General features: G+C 58.5%; 13 protein-coding genes. 1 reads left to right on the top strand and 12 read right to left on the bottom strand.

The features are described from left to right. Nucleotides 1–44: 44 nt before the first annotated feature. The 11 genes from tolB to serA form a co-directional block, all read right to left on the bottom strand. Entirely contained in the window at nucleotides 45–1,328 is a 1,284-nt protein-coding gene (tolB, locus tag ACP4CD_RS21415; protein WP_426992530.1) for a Tol-Pal system beta propeller repeat protein TolB, read from the bottom strand. A gap of 21 nt (nucleotides 1,329–1,349) precedes the next feature. Next, on the bottom strand, nucleotides 1,350–2,864 hold the full coding sequence (gene tolA / locus ACP4CD_RS21410; protein WP_426992528.1) for a cell envelope integrity protein TolA: 1,515 nt from the start codon (nucleotides 2,862–2,864) through the stop codon (nucleotides 1,350–1,352). 9 nt (nucleotides 2,865–2,873) lie between these two features. After that, the gene (tolR, locus tag ACP4CD_RS21405; RefSeq protein WP_231883721.1) at nucleotides 2,874–3,284 is read right to left on the bottom strand and encodes a protein TolR; all 411 of its coding nucleotides are present in this window, start codon (nucleotides 3,282–3,284) and stop codon (nucleotides 2,874–2,876) included. A 43-nt stretch (nucleotides 3,285–3,327) separates the two neighbouring features. Next, nucleotides 3,328–4,005, bottom strand: coding sequence for a protein TolQ (tolQ, locus tag ACP4CD_RS21400; protein WP_064030723.1), 678 nt, complete (start codon nucleotides 4,003–4,005; stop codon nucleotides 3,328–3,330). Continuing rightward, a complete protein-coding gene (gene ybgC / locus ACP4CD_RS21395; RefSeq protein ID WP_168032703.1) occupies nucleotides 4,005–4,412 on the bottom strand; it encodes a tol-pal system-associated acyl-CoA thioesterase in 408 nt (135 codons plus the stop codon). Before ybgC ends, tolQ begins: the two co-directional genes overlap by 1 nt. Then, nucleotides 4,409–5,446, bottom strand: a complete 1,038-nt coding sequence (ruvB, locus tag ACP4CD_RS21390; protein WP_064030725.1) for a Holliday junction branch migration DNA helicase RuvB — start codon at nucleotides 5,444–5,446, stop codon at nucleotides 4,409–4,411. Before ruvB ends, ybgC begins: the two co-directional genes overlap by 4 nt. Then, nucleotides 5,443–6,042, bottom strand: coding sequence for a Holliday junction branch migration protein RuvA (gene ruvA, locus ACP4CD_RS21385; protein ID WP_064030726.1), 600 nt, complete (start codon nucleotides 6,040–6,042; stop codon nucleotides 5,443–5,445). Before ruvA ends, ruvB begins: the two co-directional genes overlap by 4 nt. Then, nucleotides 6,039–6,536, bottom strand: a complete 498-nt coding sequence (gene ruvC, locus ACP4CD_RS21380) for a crossover junction endodeoxyribonuclease RuvC (RefSeq protein ID WP_064030727.1) — start codon at nucleotides 6,534–6,536, stop codon at nucleotides 6,039–6,041. The genes ruvA and ruvC overlap by 4 nt, the downstream gene beginning before the upstream one ends. A 30-nt stretch (nucleotides 6,537–6,566) precedes the next feature. Next, the gene (locus ACP4CD_RS21375) at nucleotides 6,567–7,322 is read right to left on the bottom strand and encodes a YebC/PmpR family DNA-binding transcriptional regulator (RefSeq protein WP_064030728.1); all 756 of its coding nucleotides are present in this window, start codon (nucleotides 7,320–7,322) and stop codon (nucleotides 6,567–6,569) included. Nucleotides 7,323–7,391: 69 nt separating this feature from the next. Continuing rightward, the gene (locus ACP4CD_RS21370; RefSeq protein WP_064030729.1) at nucleotides 7,392–8,033 is read right to left on the bottom strand and encodes an HAD-IB family phosphatase; all 642 of its coding nucleotides are present in this window, start codon (nucleotides 8,031–8,033) and stop codon (nucleotides 7,392–7,394) included. After that, nucleotides 8,030–9,613, bottom strand: coding sequence for a phosphoglycerate dehydrogenase (gene serA / locus ACP4CD_RS21365; RefSeq protein ID WP_426992524.1), 1,584 nt, complete (start codon nucleotides 9,611–9,613; stop codon nucleotides 8,030–8,032). The genes ACP4CD_RS21370 and serA overlap by 4 nt, the downstream gene beginning before the upstream one ends. Nucleotides 9,614–9,682: 69 nt before the next feature. On the opposite strand from serA, the gene ACP4CD_RS21360 reads away from it, so the two are divergent. Continuing rightward, nucleotides 9,683–10,180, top strand: coding sequence for a TlpA disulfide reductase family protein (locus ACP4CD_RS21360; RefSeq protein WP_426992522.1), 498 nt, complete (start codon nucleotides 9,683–9,685; stop codon nucleotides 10,178–10,180). A 496-nt stretch (nucleotides 10,181–10,676) separates the two neighbouring features. Here the strand turns inward: ACP4CD_RS21360 and ACP4CD_RS21355 are convergent, their stop codons facing one another. Next, on the bottom strand, nucleotides 10,677–22,628 hold the full coding sequence (locus tag ACP4CD_RS21355) for a YDG domain-containing protein (RefSeq protein WP_426992521.1): 11,952 nt from the start codon (nucleotides 22,626–22,628) through the stop codon (nucleotides 10,677–10,679). Between the last annotated feature and the right edge of the window lie 4 nt (nucleotides 22,629–22,632).

Here is a 22,632-nt window from a genome sequence, read left to right as displayed (position 1 = left end):
ATCAAAGTCGATTAGTGAAAGTTTGCAGGCTATCGCTCGGGCGATCAAGGTGCCCAGGCCGGCTCGCGAACCCCGCCGTTCTCGAAGGCCAATTTCTGCTGCATCGCACCATCGGTAGATACGACGGACAGCGCCGACTTGCCGCCGCGCGTCGCCGCGAACAAGACCATGCTGCCGTTGGGCGCGAAGCTCGGCGACTCGTCCAATCGGCCTTCGGTCAGCACGTTGACGGTCCGAGAGGCCATATCCATCACAGCGATCCGGTAATCTCCACCGCTACCGGTCACCATCGCCAAACTGCGACCATCGGCCGAGAAGCGGCCGCGAGCGTTGTAATCGCCCTGGAAGGTCAGGCGACTGGCTTTACCGCCGGACGCCGGCATGATGTAAAGCTGCGGTTTACCGCCTTGGTCGGACGTGAACACGATCGAACTGCCGTCCGGCGACCAAGTCGGCTCGGTATCGATCGACAAACCGGACGTCATCCGAGTCAAACTGCGGCCGGACAGATTCAGCACGTAAATATCGGGACTACCATCCTTGGACAAAGTCATCGCCAAGCGACTGCCGTCGGGCGAAAATGCCGGCGCGCCGTTGATGCCGGGATAGGCCGACACGCTCTCGCGCTGACCGGTAGCCAGGGTTTGCACGAAAATTTCCGAACGCTTGGTGTGGAACGACACGTAAGCGATCTTGCTGCCGTCCGGCGACCAAGCCGGCGCCATGATCGGCTCCGGCGATTCGGCGATCGTGCGCGGGTTGTAGCCGTCGGCATCGGCCACTTGCAGCATGTATTGCTTGCCGTTGCCGCGCGCCACGCTGGTCACGTACGCAATCCGGGTGTTGAACGCGCCCTTGCGACCCGTCAGTTTTTCGTAAATCAAATCGCTGATATGGTGGGCGGCGCGGCGCAATTCGTTGGCGCCGGCGGTCAGTCGGTAACCCATCAACAATTGGCCGTTATGGACATTGAACAAATGGAACTGAATGTTGAAGCTGCCGCCGTTGCCGACGACCTGGCCGATGACGACGTAGTCCTGCCCTAATACCTGCCAGTCCTTGAAGTTGACGCGCTCAGGCTCGGTCGGCTTGGTCAACATATCGTCTTCGGACAGGGTTTTGAAAAAACCGCTACCGCCCAAGTCGGCGCTAACCACATCCGACAACTTTACATTGCCGACGGCGCCCTGCTGACCGAACGGGACGATGGCGATGGGCACCGCAGTTTGCGAGCCCTTGGTGATTTCTATTGTCAAACCGGCGGCCTGAGCGACGGAAAGTATCGAAGCCAACAGGCCGACGACTAATATTCGGGGGATTAACATCATTTTCTAGGGTTCCGTTACGGGTTATTCCGGCTTAAACACAAAGGTAAATACTCTAAATTCCTGATTGAACAGATTCCTGTCCTGCGGGACCGGCAATGGCGACGCTTTTCTAACGGCGTTTTCGGCCGAACGATCGAAAATCGGGTCGCCGCTGCTGCTAACGACCACCGCATCCATGACATCGCCGCTAGCCAGCAATTTTACCTGAATTGTACATTTCAAGCCCTGCGTCGCGCTGATCGGCCTCGTCCAAGCGCCCTCAACCTTACGGGCGATCGCGTCCTTGGCGGCCGAGCTGGCTTGCTTATCCGACTCGGCTTTCGCGGCCGCCGCGGCAGCGGCTTCAGCCGCCTTGCGTTCCTGTTCGGCTTTTTCGGCGGCGGCAATCGCGGCTTGCCGCTCTTGTTCGGCCTTGGCCTTGGCGGCGGCCTCGGCGGCCAAGCGCTCTTTTTCAGCCTTTTCCGCTTTTTCGGCCGCCAACTTGGCCTGACGGTCTTTTTCGGCTTTGGCTTTAGCCTCGGCTTCCGCCGCCAAGCGCTCCTTCTCGGCTTTTTCGGCGGCGAGCTTTGCTTGGCGGTCTTTTTCGGCTTTCTCGGCAGCCAGTTGTTTTTCCCTTTCAACTTTGGCCCGCGCTTCGGCTTCGGCGGCTTGCTTGGCTTTTTCCGCGTTCAGCGCGGCCTGCCGGTCTTTCTCAACCTTGGCCCTTTCCGCCGCCAGTTGTTGCTCTCGTTCGGCCTTGGCTTTGGCTTCCGCCTGTTTTAACTGTTCCTGCCGCTTCGCTTCCTCGGCTTTTTGTTCCTGTAACTTTTTTTGCTGCTCCAGTACTTTTTGCTCCTGCAGCTTCTTCTCTTGCTCCAGTTTCTTGCTTTCGGCTTCTTGTTGTTGCTTGAGCTTGGCCTCTTCCGCCAGTTTTTGTTCCTTGAGCTTGGCTTCGCGCTCCGCTTCCTGCTGCTTCTGCTTTTCCAGCTGTTTGAGTTTTTCGACTTCCCGTTGCTTTTCCAGCGCCGCTTGCTTTTCCAAGGTCGCTTGCTTTTCCGCGATTTCCCGTTGCTTCTCCAGTTCGGCCTGTTTCTGCTTCTCGGCGGCTTCCTTGGCTTTTTTCTCTTCCAGAGTTCGCCGTTCCTTGGCCTCCTCTAGCTTTTTTTCCTCTTCCTTGCGCTTGGCGGCCAGTTGTTCTTGCCGCTTTTGCTCTTCCAAAGCCTCTTGCTTTCGGCGCTCCGCCGCTTCTTGAATTTTCTGTTCTTCCAGCACTCGCTGTTTTTTGGCTTGCTGCAAGGCCTGTTCTTCGGCTTTCCGGGCATTTTCCAGTTGTTGTTGGTGCTCGACCTCGGCTTGATGCTTATTGGCTTCGTTTTGTTTCAAGCGCTCGGCTTCGGCATCGATTTCGGCGCCGTCTAGGATCGTGGCTTCGATAACTTCAGCCGGCGGCGCGGTCCGAGCCGTATCACTGTCGGTCAGAAAGCTGATACTGAACAGCAACACGATCAATATATGTAAAGCGACCGCCAGGACAAACGAGGGTTTGAAATTTCTCATGCGCTATCGTTATTTACTCTCGGGCGGGGGCGAGGTCATCAAACCAACCTTGGGGGCGCCGGTCTTTTTCAATTCCACCATCACTTTAACGATACTGCCGTAATCCACTTCGTGGTCGCCGCGCACGTAAAGCTGGGCTTTCGGATTGTTTTTGAACACGGCGGCAACCCGAGTCTTGACGGTATCGACATCGACCGGCGTATCGGCCTCTTCGTCGCCATTACCGATATCGACGTAAAGACTGCCATCCTTCTTGATCGACACGATGACCGGGACTTGATCCTGTAGATCGACCGACTCGGCTTCCGCTTGCGGCAGCTCGACATCGACGCCGGTCTGGACCAGCGGCGCGGTGATCATGAAGATCATCAACAAAACGAAGGTGACGTCGATATAAGGTACGACGTTGATTTCGGCCATGACGCCGCGTTTTTTCGCGATCTGCGATTGCTGCCGCCGACGTTCATTTGCTGTGCGCCTGTCTTTGCAAAAGGACCACGAACTCGTCAACGAACAACTCGTAGCGACCGGCCAAGCGATCCAATCGAGTCGAGAAACGGTTGTAGGCGATCACCGCCGGAATCGCCGCGAACAAGCCGATCGCCGTGGCAATCAAAGCCTCGGAAATACCCGGCGCGACGTTGGATAAAGTGGCATTCTTGATTTCGCCCAGCGCCCGAAACGAGTTCATGATGCCCCAAACCGTGCCGAACAGACCGATATACGGACTGGTCGAACCGACGGTAGCCAGAAACGGCAAGGTCTCATCCAGCCGATCCAGTTCGCGCGAAAGTTCGATGCGCATCGCCCGTTGCGCGCTTTCCACTTGTACCGACGGCTCGACGTCGCCTTTCTGGCGCATCCGCGCGAATTCGCGATAGCCCGCCAAAAAGATTTTTTCGATGCCTTCCGGCTCGAAACGGTCGCTGGACATTTTTTTATACAGTTCGGCCAGACCGACTCCGGACCAGAATTCGTCCTCGAAATCGTCGGTAATCTCGATCGCCTGCTTCAACTCCTTGCGTTTGGAGAAGATGAAAGTCCATGAAGCAACCGACGCCGACAGCAAAATGAACATGACGAACTGAACGACAAAACTGGCTTCTTTAACCAGCGTCAGGATGGATAAATCGGTATTCATCAGTTTAGGGTTTCCAAAATGGCAAGGGGAATCGGTTTAGGTTTCATCGTTTGCGCGTCGAGACAGGCAATGCGAATCTCGCCGCTGGCTAATTGGTCTTGGCCGCGCATCAGGGTTTGAGCAAAGGTCAGATTGGTTTTTTGATGCTCGACGACCGAGGCGGTGGCCAGCAGCAAATCGTTAAAGCGAGCCGGTTTCAGGTAATCGACCCTCACCGAACGGACCACGAAAATCAGATTTTGTTCGCGTAACAGTTGGTCTTGCTCGAAGCCGCGATCACGCAACATTTCGGTGCGGGCGCGCTCGAAAAACTTCAGATAATTGGCGTAAAACACGACGCCCCCGGCATCGGTATCCTCGTAGTAGACGCGGACCGGCCAACTGAATGCGCTATTTGACAAGGTCATAAACTAAAGATGTCGTCGCTGCCCGGTTCTTGGTTGGGCGCCGGCAAACCGAAGTGACTGTATGCTTTGTGCGTGACTACCCGCCCTCGGGGCGTCCGCATGATAAATCCCTGCTGTAACAAATAAGGTTCCAATACGTCTTCGACGGTGCCGCGCTCCTCGCTGATGGCCGCCGCCAAGGTATCCAACCCGACCGGCCCGCCCTGAAAGTGTTCAATCATCGCTAAAAGCAATTTACGATCCAACATGTCGAAACCGTGTTGGTCGATTTTCAACATCGCCAAGGCCCGCTGGGCAATATCCCGATTGACGACCCCGTTTCCCATTACCTCGGCAAAATCGCGTACCCGTCTCAAGAGACGATTGGCGATTCTGGGCGTACCGCGCGAGCGGCACGCGATCTCGTCGGCACCCCCGCTGTCCATGCCGATGCCCAGCATGGCCGCGGAACGCGTCACGATACTGGCCAGTTCCTCGATGCTGTAAAACTCCAGGCGTTGCACGATCCCGAAACGGTCTCTGAGCGGCGAAGTCAGCAATCCGGCCCGCGTTGTCGCGCCGATCAGCGTGAACGGCGGCAAGTCCAGCTTTATCGACCGGGCGGCCGGACCTTCGCCTATTATAATATCAATTTGGTAGTCTTCCATAGCCGGATACAGCACCTCTTCGACCGCCGGACTCAAGCGATGGATCTCGTCTATGAACAATACGTCGTGCGCTTGCAGATTGGTCAGCAAGGCCGCCAAATCGCCGGCTTTGTCGAGCACCGGCCCGGATGTCTGCCGAATGCTGACATTCATTTCGGCGGCGACGATATTGGCCAGCGTGGTTTTTCCCAAACCCGGCGGCCCGAAAATCAGTACGTGATCCAAAGCCTCGGCGCGACTGACCGCCGCCTGGATGAAAATCTCCATTTGTTGGCGCAATTCGGTTTGCCCAACGTAATCCTTCAATCGGCGCGGTCGGATGGCGCGATCTTGACGTTCTTCGTCGCCACTGCCGCTGGCGCTGATCAGCCGGTCGCTCTCTATCATTTAACGGCTCCGCGCAAGGCCTGGCGAATGATGTCCTCGCAGCTTTTATCGTCTTCGGCCACCGCGCGGACCATTTTTTCGGCTTCCGACGACTTATAGCCGAGCGCGCAGAGAGCGCTGACGGCCTCTTGCCTAGCTCCGGCCGGCATGCGTGCCGCCGCTTGCTGGGTCGTCCGCGACGCGGGCTCACCGATGTCCGGTAGCCGGCCGCGCATTTCGATAATCAGTCGCTCCGCCGTTTTCTGGCCGACGCCTGGCAAACGCACCAAACTCTTGGCGTCGTTATCGTCGACACAACGGTAGAACTCGTCGATGCTTTGGCCGGACAATATCGTCAATGCCAATTTAGGCCCTACGCCGTTGACTTTAATCAGGGTTTTGAACAGCAAACGCTCGTTTTCGGTCGCGAAGCCGAACAGAATATGCGCGTCCTCGCGCACCACTAGGTGGGTATGTAAACGCACCTCCTCGCCCAAAGCCGGCAAATCGTAAAACGTGGTCATCGGCGCCTCGACTTCGTAGCCGACGCCTTGCACGTCCAAAACCAATTGCGGCGGCGCCTTGTGGATTAATTTACCGCGCAGAAATCCGATCATGCGCCGGCCCTCGCCAAACGCAAGGCGGTTTCTCGATAATGGCTGTGGCACAACGCTATCGCCAACGCGTCGCTGGCGTCGATTTGCATCTCGCCTTGGATTCCCAGCAGTATTTTGACCATGTGCTGAACCTGAGTCTTGTCGGCATTGCCCTTGCCGACCAGAGCTTGTTTGACTTGGCGGGCGGCGTATTCGTGTACCGGCAAATCCAAGTTCATCGCCGCGCAAATTGCCGCTCCGCGCGCTTGCCCTAGCTTCAAGGCCGAATCGGCGTTCTTATGCATGAAAACTTGTTCGATGCCCATCTGCTGTGGCTGATAAAGCGCGACGATTTCACTGACTCCGTCGAAAATCTGCTTCAACCGGCTCGGAAAGTCGTTGGGAAGCACGCGGATGCAGCCACTGGCAATATAGCGAACACCGCGCGGTGTGGTCTCTATCACACCGTAACCGGTGATCCGGGAGCCGGGATCTATGCCGAGTATCCTGATCAATAGCGGGCCAGGGAACGGGTTAAAAAGAACTTAATCATTGCCGAGCGACATCATGATGTCGTCGCTGATATCGGCATTGGTATAAACGTCTTGTACGTCGTCCAGATCTTCAAGACGATCGATTAATTTAAGCATTTTCTCGGCCGCTTCACTGTCCAGATCGGTTTTGACATCGGCGTGCATGGTCACTTCGGAATTTTCCGCCACCAAGCCCACCGCCGCCAACGCTTCCTTGACGTTCAAGTAATCGTCGGGCGCGGTAAAGACGTCTATCGAACCATCGTCGTTGGTTACAACGTCTTCCGCGCCGGCTTCCATCGCGGCTTCCATCACCGCATCCTCGTCGACCTCGCTCGAAAAACCGATGATCCCCACTTTGCGGAACATATAAGCCACGGAGCCGTCGGTACCCAGATTGCCACCGTGTTTGGAGAAGGCATGCCGCACATCGGCGACGGTACGGTTGCGGTTGTCGGTCAGACAGTTAACCATTACCGCCGTGCCGCCCGGACCGTAGCCTTCGTAGCGCACTTCTTCGTAAACCACGCCATCCAAAGCACCGGTGGCTTTTTTGATCGTATTGTCGATGGTGTCGCGCTTCATGTTGGCGCCCAAGGCCTTGTCGATCGCGGTACGCAAGCTAGGATTATTGGCCGGATCGCCACCACCGGAGCTTTTGGCCGCGACGGTGATTTCCCGAATGAGCTTGGTAAAAATCTTACCGCGCTTGGCATCTTGAGCGCCTTTGCGGTGTTTGATGTTTGCCCACTTACTGTGCCCAGCCATGCTATCCCTCTGAAACCTATAAAAAACCGAGAATTCTACCACCCTAGCGCCCGCTAATCGACCCTAGCCTTACAGCAAATAAGGCAAAACGGCCATCAGCGACGGTTCGATAACATAACAATCCGCCTCGGCCTCGACCATAGGACGCCGCACGACCCCGCCGAAACCCACCATATAAGCGCCGGCCTGTTTTGCTTCCAGATCGGTTTTTCCGTCACCGACCATCGCCAGCGCGGCGTGGCGCATTCGTAGCCTGCGACAAATTCTGGCTTTCCCGCCGCTAACCGCCAGCGGCGAATGCACCGCAAATCCGAGATACTGACCGACAGCGTCGAATTCGACGTCAACCGCATGTACATTGGCCTCGGGTATCCCCAAGTAGTCCGCCAACGGCAAAATCGCTTGGCGCAAACCGCCGCTGACGATATGTATTTCCTTGCCATGCGCCAACAGCGAATCCACGGTTTCCTTGACGCCGTCGACGATTTCATCGAGATACAATTGTGCCAACCAAGCAATCGCCGCCCTGTCCGGCCGAATTAATTCCAAGCGCTTGGCATACACCTCTTCCAGGGGTAACTCGCCATTCATCGCCGCGTCGGTTAGCGCCGCCACTTGCTCGAACAAGCCGTTGCGCCTAGCCAACTCGTCGATTCCCTCGACTCTGCTCAAAGTACTATCGCAGTCGAAACAGATAACATCAAACTTCATAACACGATTTGCCTTGCCGTTTGTACCGCGGGCACGTCGCAAACGGCCTGCAGCAATTGTGGATTTAACGGATTGGATACGCTGATCGCCATCATCGCCGATTGCTGGCGATCGGCATTGCTGACCTGCATCCGAGTGATATTGATGCCGGCCCCGCCCAATATCGAGCTAATAGCGGCAATCACCCCCGGCCGGTCGTGATGACGAGTAATCAGCAGCACGCCTTCCGGGACCACTTCAATTTCGAAATGATTCATACTGACCAACCGCGGATGCTGATCTCCAAGCAATGTTCCCGCCAAAATCACTGAATGATCACCGCAATGACCGGTAATCCGAATCAACGATTGGTATCCTTCCGATAATTCACTTTGAGACTCGAGCAAAACAATGCCTTGCCGCTTGGCGATCCGTTCGACATTGACCCGGTTCACCGGTGACGACAATTGCCCGGCCAACAAGCCGATCAGTGCTTCGGCGGAAATCGGCCGAACCTTGGCATACGCGGCCTTACCAAACAACGCCACTTCCAAGCGCTCGATCGGCCGATCGAGCAACTCGGCCAGCACCTTCCCGAGTATATTAGCCAAGCGCATAAAGGGTTGAGCCAAATTCAACTCCTCACTGGACACTCTGTCCAGATTCAGCGCATTGATGGCTTCGCCGGTTTGTAAATATTGGGTCACTTGCCTAGCGATTTCAACACTGACCGCTGTTTGCGCTTCCTTGGTCGAAGCCCCAAGATGCGGGGTAAAAACGACGTTATCCAATTCAAACAAAGGATGTTGTTGCGGCGGTTCTTGCTCGAAAACATCCAAGGCCGCGCCCGCCAATCTTCCGGAATGCAACGCTTGAAACAAGGCCTGTTCATCGACTAGCCCGCCCCGCGCGCAATTGATCAAACGCGCACTTTTTTTCATCGCCGCAAATTGATCGGGCCCGAGCACATGGCGCGTTTTTTCTAGCAAGGGACAATGCAGGGTCAAGTAGTCGGCTTGCCGAACCAAACTATCGAAATCCATCATCTCGACGCCGTACTTGCTGAAAATTTCAGGCGCCACGAACGGATCGTGGGCAATGACCCGCATCCCTAATCCATGCCCCCGTAGTGCGACTATGCGTCCTATCGTGCCAAAACCGAGAATGGCAAGCGTCTTATGAGCGATCTCGCTCCCCATTAATTTAGACCTTTCCCATTTCCCGGCACGCACCGATTGATTGGCGGCCGGCAAATTCCGACTGAGCGAAAGCATGTGCGCAATGGCGAGCTCCGCGGTTGTCGTGGCGTTGGCATCGGGGGTATTCATAACGATAATGCCGCGCTCGGTCGCGGCATTGAGGTCGACGTTATCGACGCCGATACCGGCGCGACCGATAATTTTTAAATTTTTCGCGGCGGCAAGTACTTTAGCGCTGACCTGGGTCTCGCTACGAATCAGTAGCGCATCGTAATCCGCAATCAATTCACAAAGCTCGTCCTCGGTCAATCCGGTTTGAATTCGAAGCTGCAAACCCGGTTGCGCCGTCAGAAAGTTAATACCTTCTTCGGCCAATCTGTCCGAAACCAAGACTTTTTTCATCGTTCCCACCGCAATGCCAAGCATGACGGGCATTCTAGCAGCTTTGCTATAATCGCCGGACCGCCCCGATTGAAAAAACCCATGACACTAAAGACCGCGCTGTTCGCTTTGCTGCTATTTGGCGGTGCCGCCGGAATTTTCCAGCTAATCGACCAAACACCGCTCGCGCCAGACCACACTTTTACCTCGTTAAACGGCGAGCAAATTTCGTTGCGGCAATTGCATGGCTCACCGGTATTGGTCACGTTTTGGGCGACGGACTGCGCCAGCTGCCTTTCTGAAATCCCCACCTTGATCAATTGGCATCATCGATTTGCCAACCGTGGCTTGAAAATTATCGCGGTAGCGATGTATTACGATCCCCCGAATCGGGTATTAGAACTAACGAGAGAGCGAAAGCTACCCTACGACGTTGCGTTGGATGTCGACGGCAGCGGCGCTGCTGATTTCGGTAACGTAAACTTAACCCCGACGACATTCCTAATCGACAGCACGGGGAAATTAATTCTGCATCAAATTGGAATGGGTGACTTAGTCGAGTTGGAAGCTCGCATTTCAACGTTGTGAGTAAGCGCCCTTTAAACCACGCGATTGACTTTTCGGACAAAGCGATAGCGACATCGGCAGTCTCGCCGGTACCCGACGATTAATGGCCGGGATAATCGCCTATTGCGCTCCGTCATAGGTATCCACCTCGTTATCAGTGAACACTATCTCCGCTTGCTTCGATCTGCGGATATAGATGCGGTTAATAAACCGCTTACTTTAAAACCTAAGAGTCAGCCGATAAACCGTTTATCTTCATCCTGCGGAGCAGCTCGCGTCCCCAGCCTTCGCAAACTAGGGTCGTGTAGGCTGAGGTAAGGGCGCGATTTTTCCTGAAATAGGCGACGGGATTAAATTACCCGTCCAATATTCGCCGAAATTACAGCTGGATTTGTCCTCGGCGGAAGACACTCCGCTGGGTGCCGAAGGCTACGTAATGGTCATTGCGTAGCAGGAGAAGACTCGGTTAAAGCCGATCGATCGGGGAAACCCTAGACCGGCTGTTATTGCCGAGAAGTCAGATCGCTTGGCCTTGTTTTTCGATGGTCACGACAATCGATTTTTGTTGGCCGCTCGGACTGGTTTGAGTAATGACGACTTGCAGCGGCAATTGCGCGGCACCAGCGTTGTCGGTACTAAAACTTAAAGAGTGGCTATTGAAATTCAGCCAAGCCGGTAGCGGTTCGCCGTTACCCATTTTGGCTGTAACGGTGCCTTCGCCGGCCGTTGTAGACAATGCGCCGGCGGGCAGCGCAAAGCTGAACCCGCTCGAGTAATCGCTCACCTCGACATGGGCGACGATCTGCACCTGACTTCCCGCTACCAGGGTTTGAGACGCCAATAAATGCACGGTATTGCTTAACTGAGTCGGCGCTTCACCGCCCGTCGCCATGCCGCTTGCGGCGTTCCCGCCGCTATTGATCCCCGAGTCGGCGATACTGAATTGCACGCTGCGGTTGCTGTCGGTACCTCGCAGCGCGGACATGGCCAAGCCGGTAGTCCGTCCGCCGCCGCCACTGCCGGTATTGTTACTATTCGAACTTCCGCCGTTATCCGGTACCACGGTGCCAGCGTTAACGGTCTCGGTCGGCGCTGGGGTATTGACCGTAGGCGGTTGCAGAATGGTGACCATTGGGTTGCCGCCGGCTAATGTGTAATTGCTGGCCAAACCGCCATTACCACCGTCGGCCAAGGCCAAAGTCCCGAGATCGACCGGTTTATCGATACCCGCGCGATTATCCGACATTAAACCCGCGCCGCTCAGCAACAGGGTTTCGTTACCGACCAAGGTGCCTAAATTGAAAATGTCGGAATTCACCACATTGCTGCCGTCGAACACTCTCGAACCGGTTAAATGGATGACGTAGGGCAGAACGGTGCTGGTGGTGTTGTCGCTATAACTGATTGAGTAATTGTTGCCTCCGTTGCCGTCGGAAACACTAATTCCGCTAACCGTCACGGTGCTGCTGCCGTTGGCGTTTTTATCGGTAAACGTGTACACGCCGCCGGATAAACTATCCGAGCCGAAGAGCTGACTACCGCTGCCGGCTTTGACGATCGGTGTTCCCGAGGCGGACGTGGTGCCGTCGTATGTTTTGATGACGTCGCTGGTGGTCAAAACCAAATTGGCTTGGCTAATGTCGGCGCTAAGATCGCCGCCGATCAATGTATAGTTGCTGGCCAGGCCGCCGTTGCTTCCGTCGGCCAACGCCAAGGAGCCCAAACTTACGGTTTTACCGGTACCAACGTTTTTATCGCCTAAGGCGCCCGCCCCCGTGAGGATTAAAGTCTCGCCACCGACCAGACTTCCGGTGTGCAAATCCCCGGCGGCGACAACTGTGGTACCGTCATAACTCCGGCCTCCACTCAGGTTCACGACAAACGGGTTGATCGTGCTGGTGGTGTTATTCAGGTAGGACACCGAGTAATTATCGCCGGAATTGCCATCGTTCACGGTGACAGCGGCAACCGTGACGGTTTTGGTGCCGATACCGACATTTTTATCGGTGAAGGCAAACGAGCCGCCGATCAGGCTGTCGCTACCGTAGAGTGTGCCGCTCGAGACGATCGCGGTGCCGATTGCCGACGTATTGCCATCGTAGGTTTTACTGACGTTTTCGGTGCCGACGGTCAAATTTGCCGCGGAGATGGTGGCGTTATGGGTGCCGCCCACCAGGGTATAGTTGCTGGCCAAACCGCCGTTACTGCCGTCAGCCAGCGCCAGACTGCCCAGCGTCAAGGATTTACCGACCCCTACGTTTTTATCCGCCACCGTGCCGGTACCGGTTAGATTCAAGGTTTCGCTTCCGACCAGAGTGCTCATGGCAAAAATATTGGCCGCCGCGTTGGTACTGCCGTCGTAGCTGCGATTGCCTGTCAAACTGACTGCGTAGGCCGTCACATCGGCGCTACGCGTACCGCCGACCAACGTGTAATTGCTAGCCAAACCGCCGTTGTCGCCGTCGCCCAAGGCCAAGGAGCCAAGCGCGACCGTTTTACCGGTGCCGACATTTTGGTCCGCGACGCTTCCGGCGCCGGTCAGAGTCAATGTTTCACCGCCAACCAGAGTAGAGGTCGTCAAACTGGCTGCATTGATGACTGTGGTGCCGTCGTAGGTACGGCTACCGGTCAGATCGACCGTGTAGGCCCCGATGTCGGCAGTATGCGTGCCGCCGCTCAGCGTGTAGTTGCTGGCCAAGCCGCCGTTCGTGCCGTCGGCCAGCGCCAAAGTCCCCAGCGTCACCGCTTTGCCGGTGCCGACGTTTTTGCTGGCAATGGTGCCGGTGCCGCTCAGGCTCAGGGTTTCGCTACCGACCAAACTCCCCGCCGAGAAGATGCCGGCCGCCACGTTGGCGCTGCCGTTATAGGTCCGGTTGCCGGTCAGGCTGACGACGAAGGGCGTGATGGTGCTGGTGGTGTTATTGGCATAGCTCACCGAATAGTTCGCGCCACTGTTGCCGTCGCTGACGGTCACCCCGCTCACAGTCACCGTCTTGTTGCCGCTGCCGACGTTTTTGTCGCTAAAGGCAAAGGTGCCGCCGCTGAGGCTGTCGCTGCCGTACAGCGAGCCGCTCGTGATGGTTGCGGTGCCGGCCGCCGTGGTGCCGCCGTCGTAGGCCTTGCTGACGTCGCTGGTGCTGACGGTCAAGCTGGCCGCTGAAATATCCGCGGTATGGGTGCCGCCGCTCAATGTGTAGTTGCTGGCCAAGCCGCCGTTCGTGCCGTCGGCCAGCGCCAAAGTCCCCAGCGTCACCGCTTTGCCGGTGCCGACGTTTTTGCTGGCAATGGTGCCGGTGCCGCTCAGGCTCAGGGTTTCGCTACCGACCAAACTCCCCGCCGAGAAGATGCCGGCCGCCACGTTGGCGCTGCCGTTATAGGTCCGGTTGCCGGTCAGGCTGACGACGAAGGGCGTGATGGTGCTGGTGGTGTTATTGGCATAGCTCACTGAATAGTTGGCGCCGCTGTTGCCGTCGCTGACGGTCACCCCGCTCACGGTCACCGTCTTATTGCCGCTGCCGACGTTTTTGTCGCTAAAGGCAAAGGTGCCGCCGCTGAGGCTGTCGCTGCCGTACAGCGAGCCGCTCGTGATGGTTGCGGTGCCGGCCGCCGTGGTGCCGCCGTCGTAGGCTTTGCTGACGTCGCTGGTGCTGACGGTCAAGCTGGCCGCTGAAATATCCGCGGTATGGGTGCCGCCGCTCAGCGTGTAGTTGCTGGCCAATCCGCCGTTCGTGCCGTCGGCCAGCGCCAAAGTCCCCAGCGTCACCGCTTTGCCGGTGCCGACGTTTTTGCTGGCAATGGTGCCGGTGCCGCTCAGGCTCAGGGTTTCGCTACCGACCAAACTCCCCGCCGAGAAGATGCCGGCCGCCACGTTGGTGCTGCCGTTATAGGTCCGGCTGCCGGTCAGGCTGACGACGAAGGGCGTGATGGTGCTGGTGGTGTTATTGGCATAGCTCACCGAATAGTTGGCGCCGCTGTTGCCGTCGCTGACGGTCACCCCGCTCACAGTCACCGTCTTGTTGCCGCTGCCGACGTTTTTGTCGCTAAAGGCAAAGGTGCCGCCGCTGAGGCTGTCGCTGCCGTACAGCGAGCCGCTCGTGATGGTTGCGGTGCCGGCCGCCGTGGTGCCGCCGTCGTAGGCTTTGCTGACGTCGCTGGTGCTGACGGTCAAGCTGGCCGCTGAAATATCCGCGGTATGGGTGCCGCCGCTCAGCGTGTAGTTGCTGGCCAAGCCGCCGTTCGTGCCGTCGGCCAGCGCCAAAGTCCCCAGCGTCACCGCTTTGCCGGTGCCGACGTTTTTGCTGGCAATGGTGCCGGTGCCGCTCAGGTTCAGGGTTTCGCTACCGACCAAACTCCCCGCCGAGAAGATGCCGGCCGCCACGTTGGTGCTGCCGTTATAGGTCCGGCTGCCGGTCAGGCTGACGACGAAGGGCGTGATGGTGCTGGTGGTGTTATTGGCATAGCTCACTGAATAGTTGGCGCCGCTGTTGCCGTCGCTGACGGTCACCCCGCTCACGGTCACCGTCTTATTGCCGCTGCCGACGTTTTTGTCGCTAAAGGCAAAGGTGCCGCCGCTGAGGCTGTCGCTGCCGTACAGCGAGCCGCTCGTGATGGTTGCGGTGCCGGCCGCCGTGGTGCCGCCGTCGTAGGCTTTGCTGACGTCGCTGGTGCTGACGGTCAAGCTGGCCGCTGAAATATCCGCGGTATGGGTGCCGCCGCTCAGCGTGTAGTTGCTGGCCAAGCCGCCGTTCGTGCCGTCGGCCAGCGCCAAAGTCCCCAGCGTCACCGCTTTGCCGGTGCCGACGTTTTTGCTGGCAATGGTGCCGGTGCCGCTCAGGTTCAGGGTTTCGCTACCGACCAAACTCCCCGCCGAGAAGATGCCGGCCGCCACGTTGGTGCTGCCGTTATAGGTCCGGCTGCCGGTCAGGCTGACGACGAAGGGCGTGATGGTGCTGGTGGTGTTATTGGCATAGCTCACTGAATAGTTGGCGCCGCTGTTGCCGTCGCTGACGGTCACCCCGCTCACGGTCACCGTCTTATTGCCGCTGCCGACGTTTTTGTCGCTAAAGGCAAAGGTGCCGCCGCTGAGGCTGTCGCTGCCGTACAGCGAGCCGCTCGTGATGGTTGCGGTGCCGGCCGCCGTGGTGCCGCCGTCGTAGGCTTTGCTGACGTCGCTGGTGCTGACGGTCAAGCTGGCCGCTGAAATATCCGCGGTATGGGTGCCGCCGCTCAGCGTGTAGTTGCTGGCCAAGCCGCCGTTCGTGCCGTCGGCCAGCGCCAAAGTCCCCAGCGTCACCGCTTTGCCGGTGCCGACGTTTTTGCTGGCAATGGTGCCGGTGCCGCTCAGGTTCAGGGTTTCGCTACCGACCAAACTCCCCGCCGAGAAGATGCCGGCCGCCACGTTGGTGCTGCCGTTATAGGTCCGGCTGCCGGTCAGGCTGACGACGAAGGGCGTGATGGTGCTGGTGGTGTTATTGGCATAGCTCACCGAATAGTTGGCGCCGCTGTTGCCGTCGCTGACGGTCACCCCGCTCACAGTCACCGTCTTGTTGCCGCTGCCGACGTTTTTGTCGCTAAAGGCAAAGGTGCCGCCGCTGAGGCTGTCGCTGCCGTACAGCGAGCCGCTCGTGATGGTTGCGGTGCCGGCCGCCGTGGTGCCGCCGTCGTAGGCTTTGCTGACGTCGCTGGTGCTGACGGTCAAGCTGGCCGCTGAAATATCCGCGGTATGGGTGCCGCCGCTCAGCGTGTAGTTGCTGGCCAAGCCGCCGTTCGTGCCGTCGGCCAGCGCCAAAGTCCCCAGCGTTACGGTTTTGCCGGTGCCGACGTTTTTGCTGGCAATGGTGCCGGTGCCGCTCAGGTTCAGGGTTTCGCTACCGACCAAACTCCCCGCAGAGAAGATGCCGGCCGCCACGTTGGTGCTGCCGTTATAGGTCCGGTTGCCGGTCAGGCTGACGACGAAGGGTGTGATCGTTAAGGTGCCGTCGACATAACTGAAATCGTAGTTGCTCGCGGTATAGCCGCTCGCGGTGATGGCGTAGCTACCCGCGTTGGTGGCACCTTGCGAGGTTCCGCCGTAACTGACGCTACCGCCCAATACACTAGAGGTTTCGCTGTTAACGAAGCCGGTAATATTGACGCCATGGCCACCGCTATAGCCCGAGCCGTTGTATGCGCGACTGTCGTTGCTGGCGGTCACGGTCAACGTTTTTTTGTTGACCGTTAAGGTTCCGCTGGCGCCGCCGGTGCCTATCGTCGTCGAATAACCGGCCCCGCCACTGATCGCGGCCGAGCCGACCGCACCGTTGACCGTGTAGCTACCGACCTCGCGACCTGTGCCGGCGGTACCGCCGACGATACTAAAACTGGGCGTGCCGCTTAAACCCGCGACCGTGGCCGAGTCCGTCACGCCGTCGTCGTTGACGTAGCCGGAAAAGGCGCTGCTCGCACTCGGATCGGCATCGCCGTAGGTTTTGCTGATGTTGCCGACATCGACGCTCAAGCTCGGCTGATAGTCGTAGATCAGGTGATTGCCCGCGACGATCGTTCCCGGCAGGTCGCCGTCGTAGGTTTTGTTGTAAAGCCTCGGTAGTGCCGAACCGGCCGCGCCGGTAAGTCCGCCTTCCGTCGATCCGGATGGGCTGTGCATATACACCAACCAACGACCGTTGGCGGCGGAGAGTACGCCGCTGCCGACATTATTGACCAGTTCGCCGCCGCTGGCGGCCGCCAAAACCAGCGCGTCCCCGCTGCCGTTGGCCGTCAAGCCGGCACCGCTGTTCAAAACGATATTCTTGCTGCCGCTCGCGCCTCCGGTGCCGCGATGGATAATGCTGATGGTATCGGCCAGGATTTGTCCCGCCAGCGTGATGTTGCCGCTATCGTCCTCGGTGTTGCCGGTACCGTCGCGCAATTCCATGGTGACCGAACCGGCGCCGGCATCTATCGTAACGCCGTGGGCCAATTCGATAACCGCATTCCCGGCCGCGCGATCGGCGTCGACGACGCCGTTGGCGGCCAAATCGTTGGCGTGCAGCACTAAATTGCCGCCGTCGGTGGTGATATCGGCATTGACGTAAATGCTGCGGCCCGCTTCCAATTTCAGCGTCGCGGTCGAACTGAAAAGCCCGGCGACGTTGAGGGCGCTGTTAACCGTAATGTCGTTGCTGGCTTGTAGCGTGACGTTGGTGCCCCACCCGAGCAAATTGGTCAACACGCCCGGTGCAATGGTCATGTCCTTGCCGATCGCCATGCCGTAGGTGATGCGACTCGGATCGGTGGCGCCCGAGGTGACCCGGCCGGTGTTCTCGTTGGCGAAGCTGACCACGAAGGTATCGCCGTGATCGTAGGCAAAGCCGGGCAGCAAGCTGAAATAGTTGGTGCCGGCATATTGATAATAATCGACCCAGGGTCCGCCGGTATCGAAGCTGATGCCACTATTGGCGGTGGTGCCGACAACGCTGTTCGCGACCGATACCTCGCCGAAGATGCCGTAAAAGGCGTCGCCGTAGGTCACCGAACCCGCGTTCGCCAGCCCGCCGTTACGCCAATCGGTATCGATGACCAGATAGTCGTAATAGTAGGTATTGTAGTTCACCGTTAATCGGACTTGGTTCAGGCCGACATCCTGATTGCTGTAGCTGCCGATCAAACTATTGCTGGCGGACACCGCGCCGGCCCCGCCGATACTGGCCCGCGCCCAAGACAACGCGCCGGCGTCCGCGGCCGAACCATTGTGCCAATGCCGACTACCCACCAGATACGAGACGCCCAGATCAATGACGCCGTCGCTGCCGACTTGGTCGCCGGCATGACTGCCGACCAAGCTGTTAGCGGCGCCGACCACGGCGCCTTGGCTGCTCTCGCCGTAAGCAAAGCCGGTTTTTTCGGCGACCCAGGTCACGGCACCGGCGTCGGCATTCGCGCCGCTGTGCCAATGCGGACTTAAGACCAAGTAGTTATAGGTGTAGACACTGTTGACAGGATCGTAACCGTTGGTCAATACCGTGACGCCGCCGCTGCCGATTTGGTCACCCGCCGTGGCTCCGATCAAGCTGTTGCCGGCGCTGACGGCGCCAAGCAAACCCGTCAAACGGCTTCCCCAGGTCACCGCGCCCAATTGGCTGTCGGTGCCGTTTCCCCAATTAGGGCTGATGACGACGTAGCCTAGTCGCGTCGCGTTGTTATATTCCGCCGGGAGGGCAACGACACCGCCGCTACCAACACGATCGTTGGCGTGCGTGCCAACCAAACTGTTAGCCGCGCTGGCGTTACCTGTCAGCGGGGAAGCGGCGCCTGCCGTGGTTGTGACACTGCCCCAAGTAACCGCGCCGGCGTCGGCGGTAGCGCCGTTATCCCAATACGGGCTAGCGATCGCATAGTAATCCAGATGATATTGCTTTTGACCGTTGGCGTTGGCCGGTCCGGTTGTCCAGTCGTAAGGCAACAGCGTGATGCCGCCGCTGCCGATTTGATCGCCCGCGGTGCCGCCGATCAAGCTGTTTGCCGAGCTGATACTCCCGGTTATGCCGTTCGCGGCGGCGGTTTTGGTGACGGCTCCGACGTTCGCGGTGCCGCCGTCACTCCAATTCGGACTGGCGATCAAATAATACGCGGTGCGGGTGCCGGACCAGGAGCTCCCGTTGTAGGTCAGCGTCGTGTATTGGCCGGCCTTGACACCTCCACTGCCGACTTGGTCGCCGGCGGTATCGCCGACCAAGCTGTTGCCGGAACCGACAGTGCCTTGAATGCCGCTAGCTTCGGCGCCCATCGTGACCGCCCCGCGATCGGCGTTCCAGTGCGGACTGATCACGCTGTAGTAGTAGGTATAGGACCAGCTATCCGCGGTATCGACACCGTTATAAGTTGCCACGACGCCGCCACTACCGACCCGATCGTTGGCGTGACTACCAATCAAGCTGTTGCTACTACTGATCGCGCCACTGACGCCGCTGCCGGAACTACCCCAAGAGGCAGCGCCGGCGTCGGCATTACCGCCGTTATCCCAGGTGGGCGTTAGGACCACGTAATCGGCCACGCCCACATCGACGATATTATTGACGTCGCTGCCTACGCCATCGTTGGCGGTGCTGCCGACTAGGCTGTTTCCCGCGCCGACCGCGCCGCTGACACCGCTGGACTTGCTGCCCCAGGTAATCGCGCCGGTGTCGGTCGCTCCACCGTTATCCCAATCCGGGCTCAACACTAAGTAATAACCGCTTTTCAGCAAAATACCGCCGCCGCCGACATGATCGTTGGCGGTCGAGCCGACCAGACTGTTAGCCGAACCTAGAGTTCCGGTCTTGGTGGCGGTAGCATCCCAGAAGGTAACCGCGCCAGCGCTGCTGTTCCACAGCGGGCTAAGGACCACATAGCCGGGGTCTTGTCCAAGGTCGGTGACGCCGCCACTGCCGACCTGGTCGCCAGCGTGACTGCCGACCAAACTATTGCCGCTGCCGATGACGCCGGACACGCCGCCGTTGTTAGTAGTAGTTTCGGTCGGAATATTGGTTAAGGTGTTGCCGAGGTAGTTCGTTGTGGTGATGGTGCCGTAGGTGATATTGCGACCGTCGCCCCAGGTAATCGCACCTGCATCGGCGGTCGATCCTCCGTTGTTGAAGTGCGGGCTTAGAATCAGATAATAAGGGTGCGTCGAGGTGTATCCTGTATCCTGATTACGGCTCGTGTAGTGGCTGAGGACTTGGATGCCGCCGCTACCGACCAAATCGCCTGCGGTCGCGCCAACCAAGCTATTAGCCGAAGAAACGGCGAAACCGGCAGTCGCGCCGCCGGACGCGTAACCGGTCGCGCCGTCGAGCCAAGTGACCGAACCTTTGTCGCCGTTCCAGTGCGGACTGGCGACCACGTAAGCGGCGTCGGTACGGTAAGTATTCACGTGGCCGTGCGGCGGGGTGTCGCTAGGTTGACTGTTGTAGTTGGTGCTGCTGGTGTAATAAAGCACTTTGATGTCGCCGCTACCGATCTGGTCGTTGGCATTGCCCCCGACCAGACTGTTCGACGAAGAAACGGTACCTGTCAATGCGGCGGAACCGCTAGCCCAAGTGACCGCGCCGGCATCGGCGCTGGCACCGTTTTGCCAATGCGGACTGGCGATCGCGAAAAAATTTCGGTAATACTCGGTGGCGGTAATCAACGCGCCGCTACTGTTGTAATCGTGAAACTCGGTGACAAATTGCGTGACCCCGCTACTGCCGATTTGGTCCCCAGCGGCACCACCTACCAGACTGTTGGAAGATGAAATGACACCGGATATTCCGCTCAAAGCGCTACCCATCGTCACGGCACCGGTATTGGTATTCCACTGAGGATTGAGCACCAGATATTTTAAATAGCCGTTTTCGTTGTTCCACGCATGGCTGGCGGTGCCGTAGTAGTTGTCGATCAACACAATGCTGCCGCTGCCCACCGCGTCGCTCGCCGAACTGCCGACCAAACTGTTGGACGACGTCACCGTTCCGCTCAGCCCCGTGGTTCCGCTGGACCAAGTCACCGCCCCCTTGCCGCCGTCCCAATGCGGACTGGAAATCAAAAAGTTGCCCTGCGAATTGAACGAGACGTTGACGTTAGTGTTGGTATTTTGGCTAACAAGCAGGGTGATACCGCCGCTGCCCAAGCGATCGTCGGCGTGGCTGCCGGTCAACGTCGCCAACAACGCGCCGGACCAACCGTTATATAAATAGACCGCGCCGGCATCCTGACCGCCGAAGTCGTCGTAGGGGTTGGTGACCACCACGTTCGTGCTCCACAGCACCGAGGTCCCGGTACCGAAACCGGAGGTAACGCCCAGTGTATTGGTGGGGTTGGGGTCTTCGAATTCGAATTGCGGGTATTTGCCGCTGTTATCTATCGTGATGTTGCGCGGGTCCAGCAACAGATTGCCGTTGCGGCCCTTGGGCGCGGCCGTCGCCACGCTACCGCCGAAGATCAGCGTATCGTGCGAAGACACCTCAACGGTACCGCCATCGCCACCGTTCTGACCGCCCTTGGCGGATATATTGCCGTAAAAATCGGTATTCTGGTCCGACCAAACCACGACGTCGCCGCCGTCGCCTTTTGCGGTAGCATCGGCTTGCAACTGGGTAAAGGGGTTGATCCGGACCAACGTTGCGTTGCGAACCGCCGCGTCCTTGCCATGAAAACCGCCGCCGATACTGATCTTGCCGCCGCCCTTGGCGCCGTTGGCGGTGAGCGTCGCAGCAGCCAAAGTGACGTCTTTGCCGCCGGTGACGGTGATCTTGCCACCCTGTCCGGAAACGCCGCTAGCATCCAGGGTAGCGGAGCTGAATACGCCACCCTGGCCGCCCGCGGTCACCGCGATGTCGCCGCCATTTTTGGTTCCCTTAGTCGATAGTTTCGCGGACGCAGTCTGGACGACTCGACTGTCGGCGGCAATCGTGATTCGGCCGCCGTGGGAGACGGTACCCTCGGCGCTAAGCGTTCCGGTTTGCAGCACGCGGTCGCCAGTCAGGCGAATATCGCCGCCGCTTTTACCGTCGGCGCGGACCGTGCCGGTATCGACAACCAGCTGGCCGCGCTCGACGACATTGCCGCCTTGAGCATTCTCGGCGGCGGACACGTCCAGTGTACCGCTGTTACTGACTTCGTCGCCGATCAGTTCTATCGAACCGCCGCGATTGACTAGGGATTTGGCCTCGACCACGCCGCCGTTGTTAATCGCGGCACCTCGCAATTGGTCGGCGGCGCTGGCGGTCATAATGACCCGACCGCCATCGGCGCGGATCAGCTGCTTATTCTCGATCAGCGTATTGACGGTGGCGGGATCGACCTGAACATTGACCAGTTTACCTTCGTCCAATTCCAGTGTTACGCCATCGCCGCCGGCCAACGCTACCGTGCCCAAACGGGCCTGGACCAGACCTTCGTTGCTGACGCTAGGGGCCAGCAAGGCCACGTATCCGCCGTCCTTGACACGGATTTCGCCCTGGTTGACAACGCCGGTATCGCCGCCGTCGCGCTTGAAATGGTAATTTCCGGCACGAAAATCGGCATCGCTGATGTTCATCGTCGACGCGGCCATCGCACCAACGTCGACTTGGGCGCCCTTGGCAAACAGCACGCCGTTAGGGTTCACCAGAAACACTTGGCCGTTGGCGGTCAATCGACCGGCAATGACCGACGCTTCGCCGGACGTCACCCGATTCAGCGCAATCGAGTGGGCGTTAGGTTGTTGATAATCCACGTGGGCATTGGCACCGATGTTGTAGCTCTGCCAGTTGATGATGGCTTTCTGACTGCCTTGTACGACATCCATCCGAGCGCCGTTTTGGTGGATTTTCACCTGTCCCGACGCCACTTGCCCTCCGCTCGGCAACGCGTTGCCGGCCATTTCGGCCAAGGCGGGCTGCCAAGCGCCGGCCAAGGCGATCTGTATCGCCAGCACCAGCGGATGACGGTTGAAGTGCGGCGTGCGGCATTGGCTGGCATGTCTAGTCATGAGA

The sequence above is a fragment of the Methylomonas stagni genome, assembly GCF_050154735.1.
Classification (GTDB): domain Bacteria; phylum Pseudomonadota; class Gammaproteobacteria; order Methylococcales; family Methylomonadaceae; genus Methylomonas; species Methylomonas koyamae_A.
Note: the sequence above shows the minus strand (reverse complement) of the source record. Positions and strands in the feature narration are given on the sequence as shown.

Bases quoted from the DNA above. Each gene is read 5' to 3' on its own strand.
- tolA (WP_426992528.1), bottom strand. From the start codon at position 2,864: ATGAGAAATTTCAAACCCTCGTTTGTCCTGGCGGTCGCTTTACATATA.
- tolR (WP_231883721.1), bottom strand. From the start codon at position 3,284: ATGGCCGAAATCAACGTCGTACCTTATATCGACGTCACCTTCGTTTTG.
- ACP4CD_RS21375 (WP_064030728.1), bottom strand. From the start codon at position 7,322: ATGGCTGGGCACAGTAAGTGGGCAAACATCAAACACCGCAAAGGCGCT.
- ybgC (WP_168032703.1), bottom strand. From the start codon at position 4,412: ATGACCTTGTCAAATAGCGCATTCAGTTGGCCGGTCCGCGTCTACTAC.
- ruvA (WP_064030726.1), bottom strand. From the start codon at position 6,042: ATGATCGGATTTCTGCGCGGTAAATTAATCCACAAGGCGCCGCCGCAA.
- tolQ (WP_064030723.1), bottom strand. From the start codon at position 4,005: ATGAATACCGATTTATCCATCCTGACGCTGGTTAAAGAAGCCAGTTTT.
- ruvB (WP_064030725.1), bottom strand. From the start codon at position 5,446: ATGATAGAGAGCGACCGGCTGATCAGCGCCAGCGGCAGTGGCGACGAA.
- ACP4CD_RS21355 (WP_426992521.1), bottom strand. From the start codon at position 22,628: ATGACTAGACATGCCAGCCAATGCCGCACGCCGCACTTCAACCGTCAT.
- ACP4CD_RS21370 (WP_064030729.1), bottom strand. From the start codon at position 8,033: ATGAAGTTTGATGTTATCTGTTTCGACTGCGATAGTACTTTGAGCAGA.
- serA (WP_426992524.1), bottom strand. From the start codon at position 9,613: ATGAAAAAAGTCTTGGTTTCGGACAGATTGGCCGAAGAAGGTATTAAC.
- tolB (WP_426992530.1), bottom strand. From the start codon at position 1,328: ATGATGTTAATCCCCCGAATATTAGTCGTCGGCCTGTTGGCTTCGATA.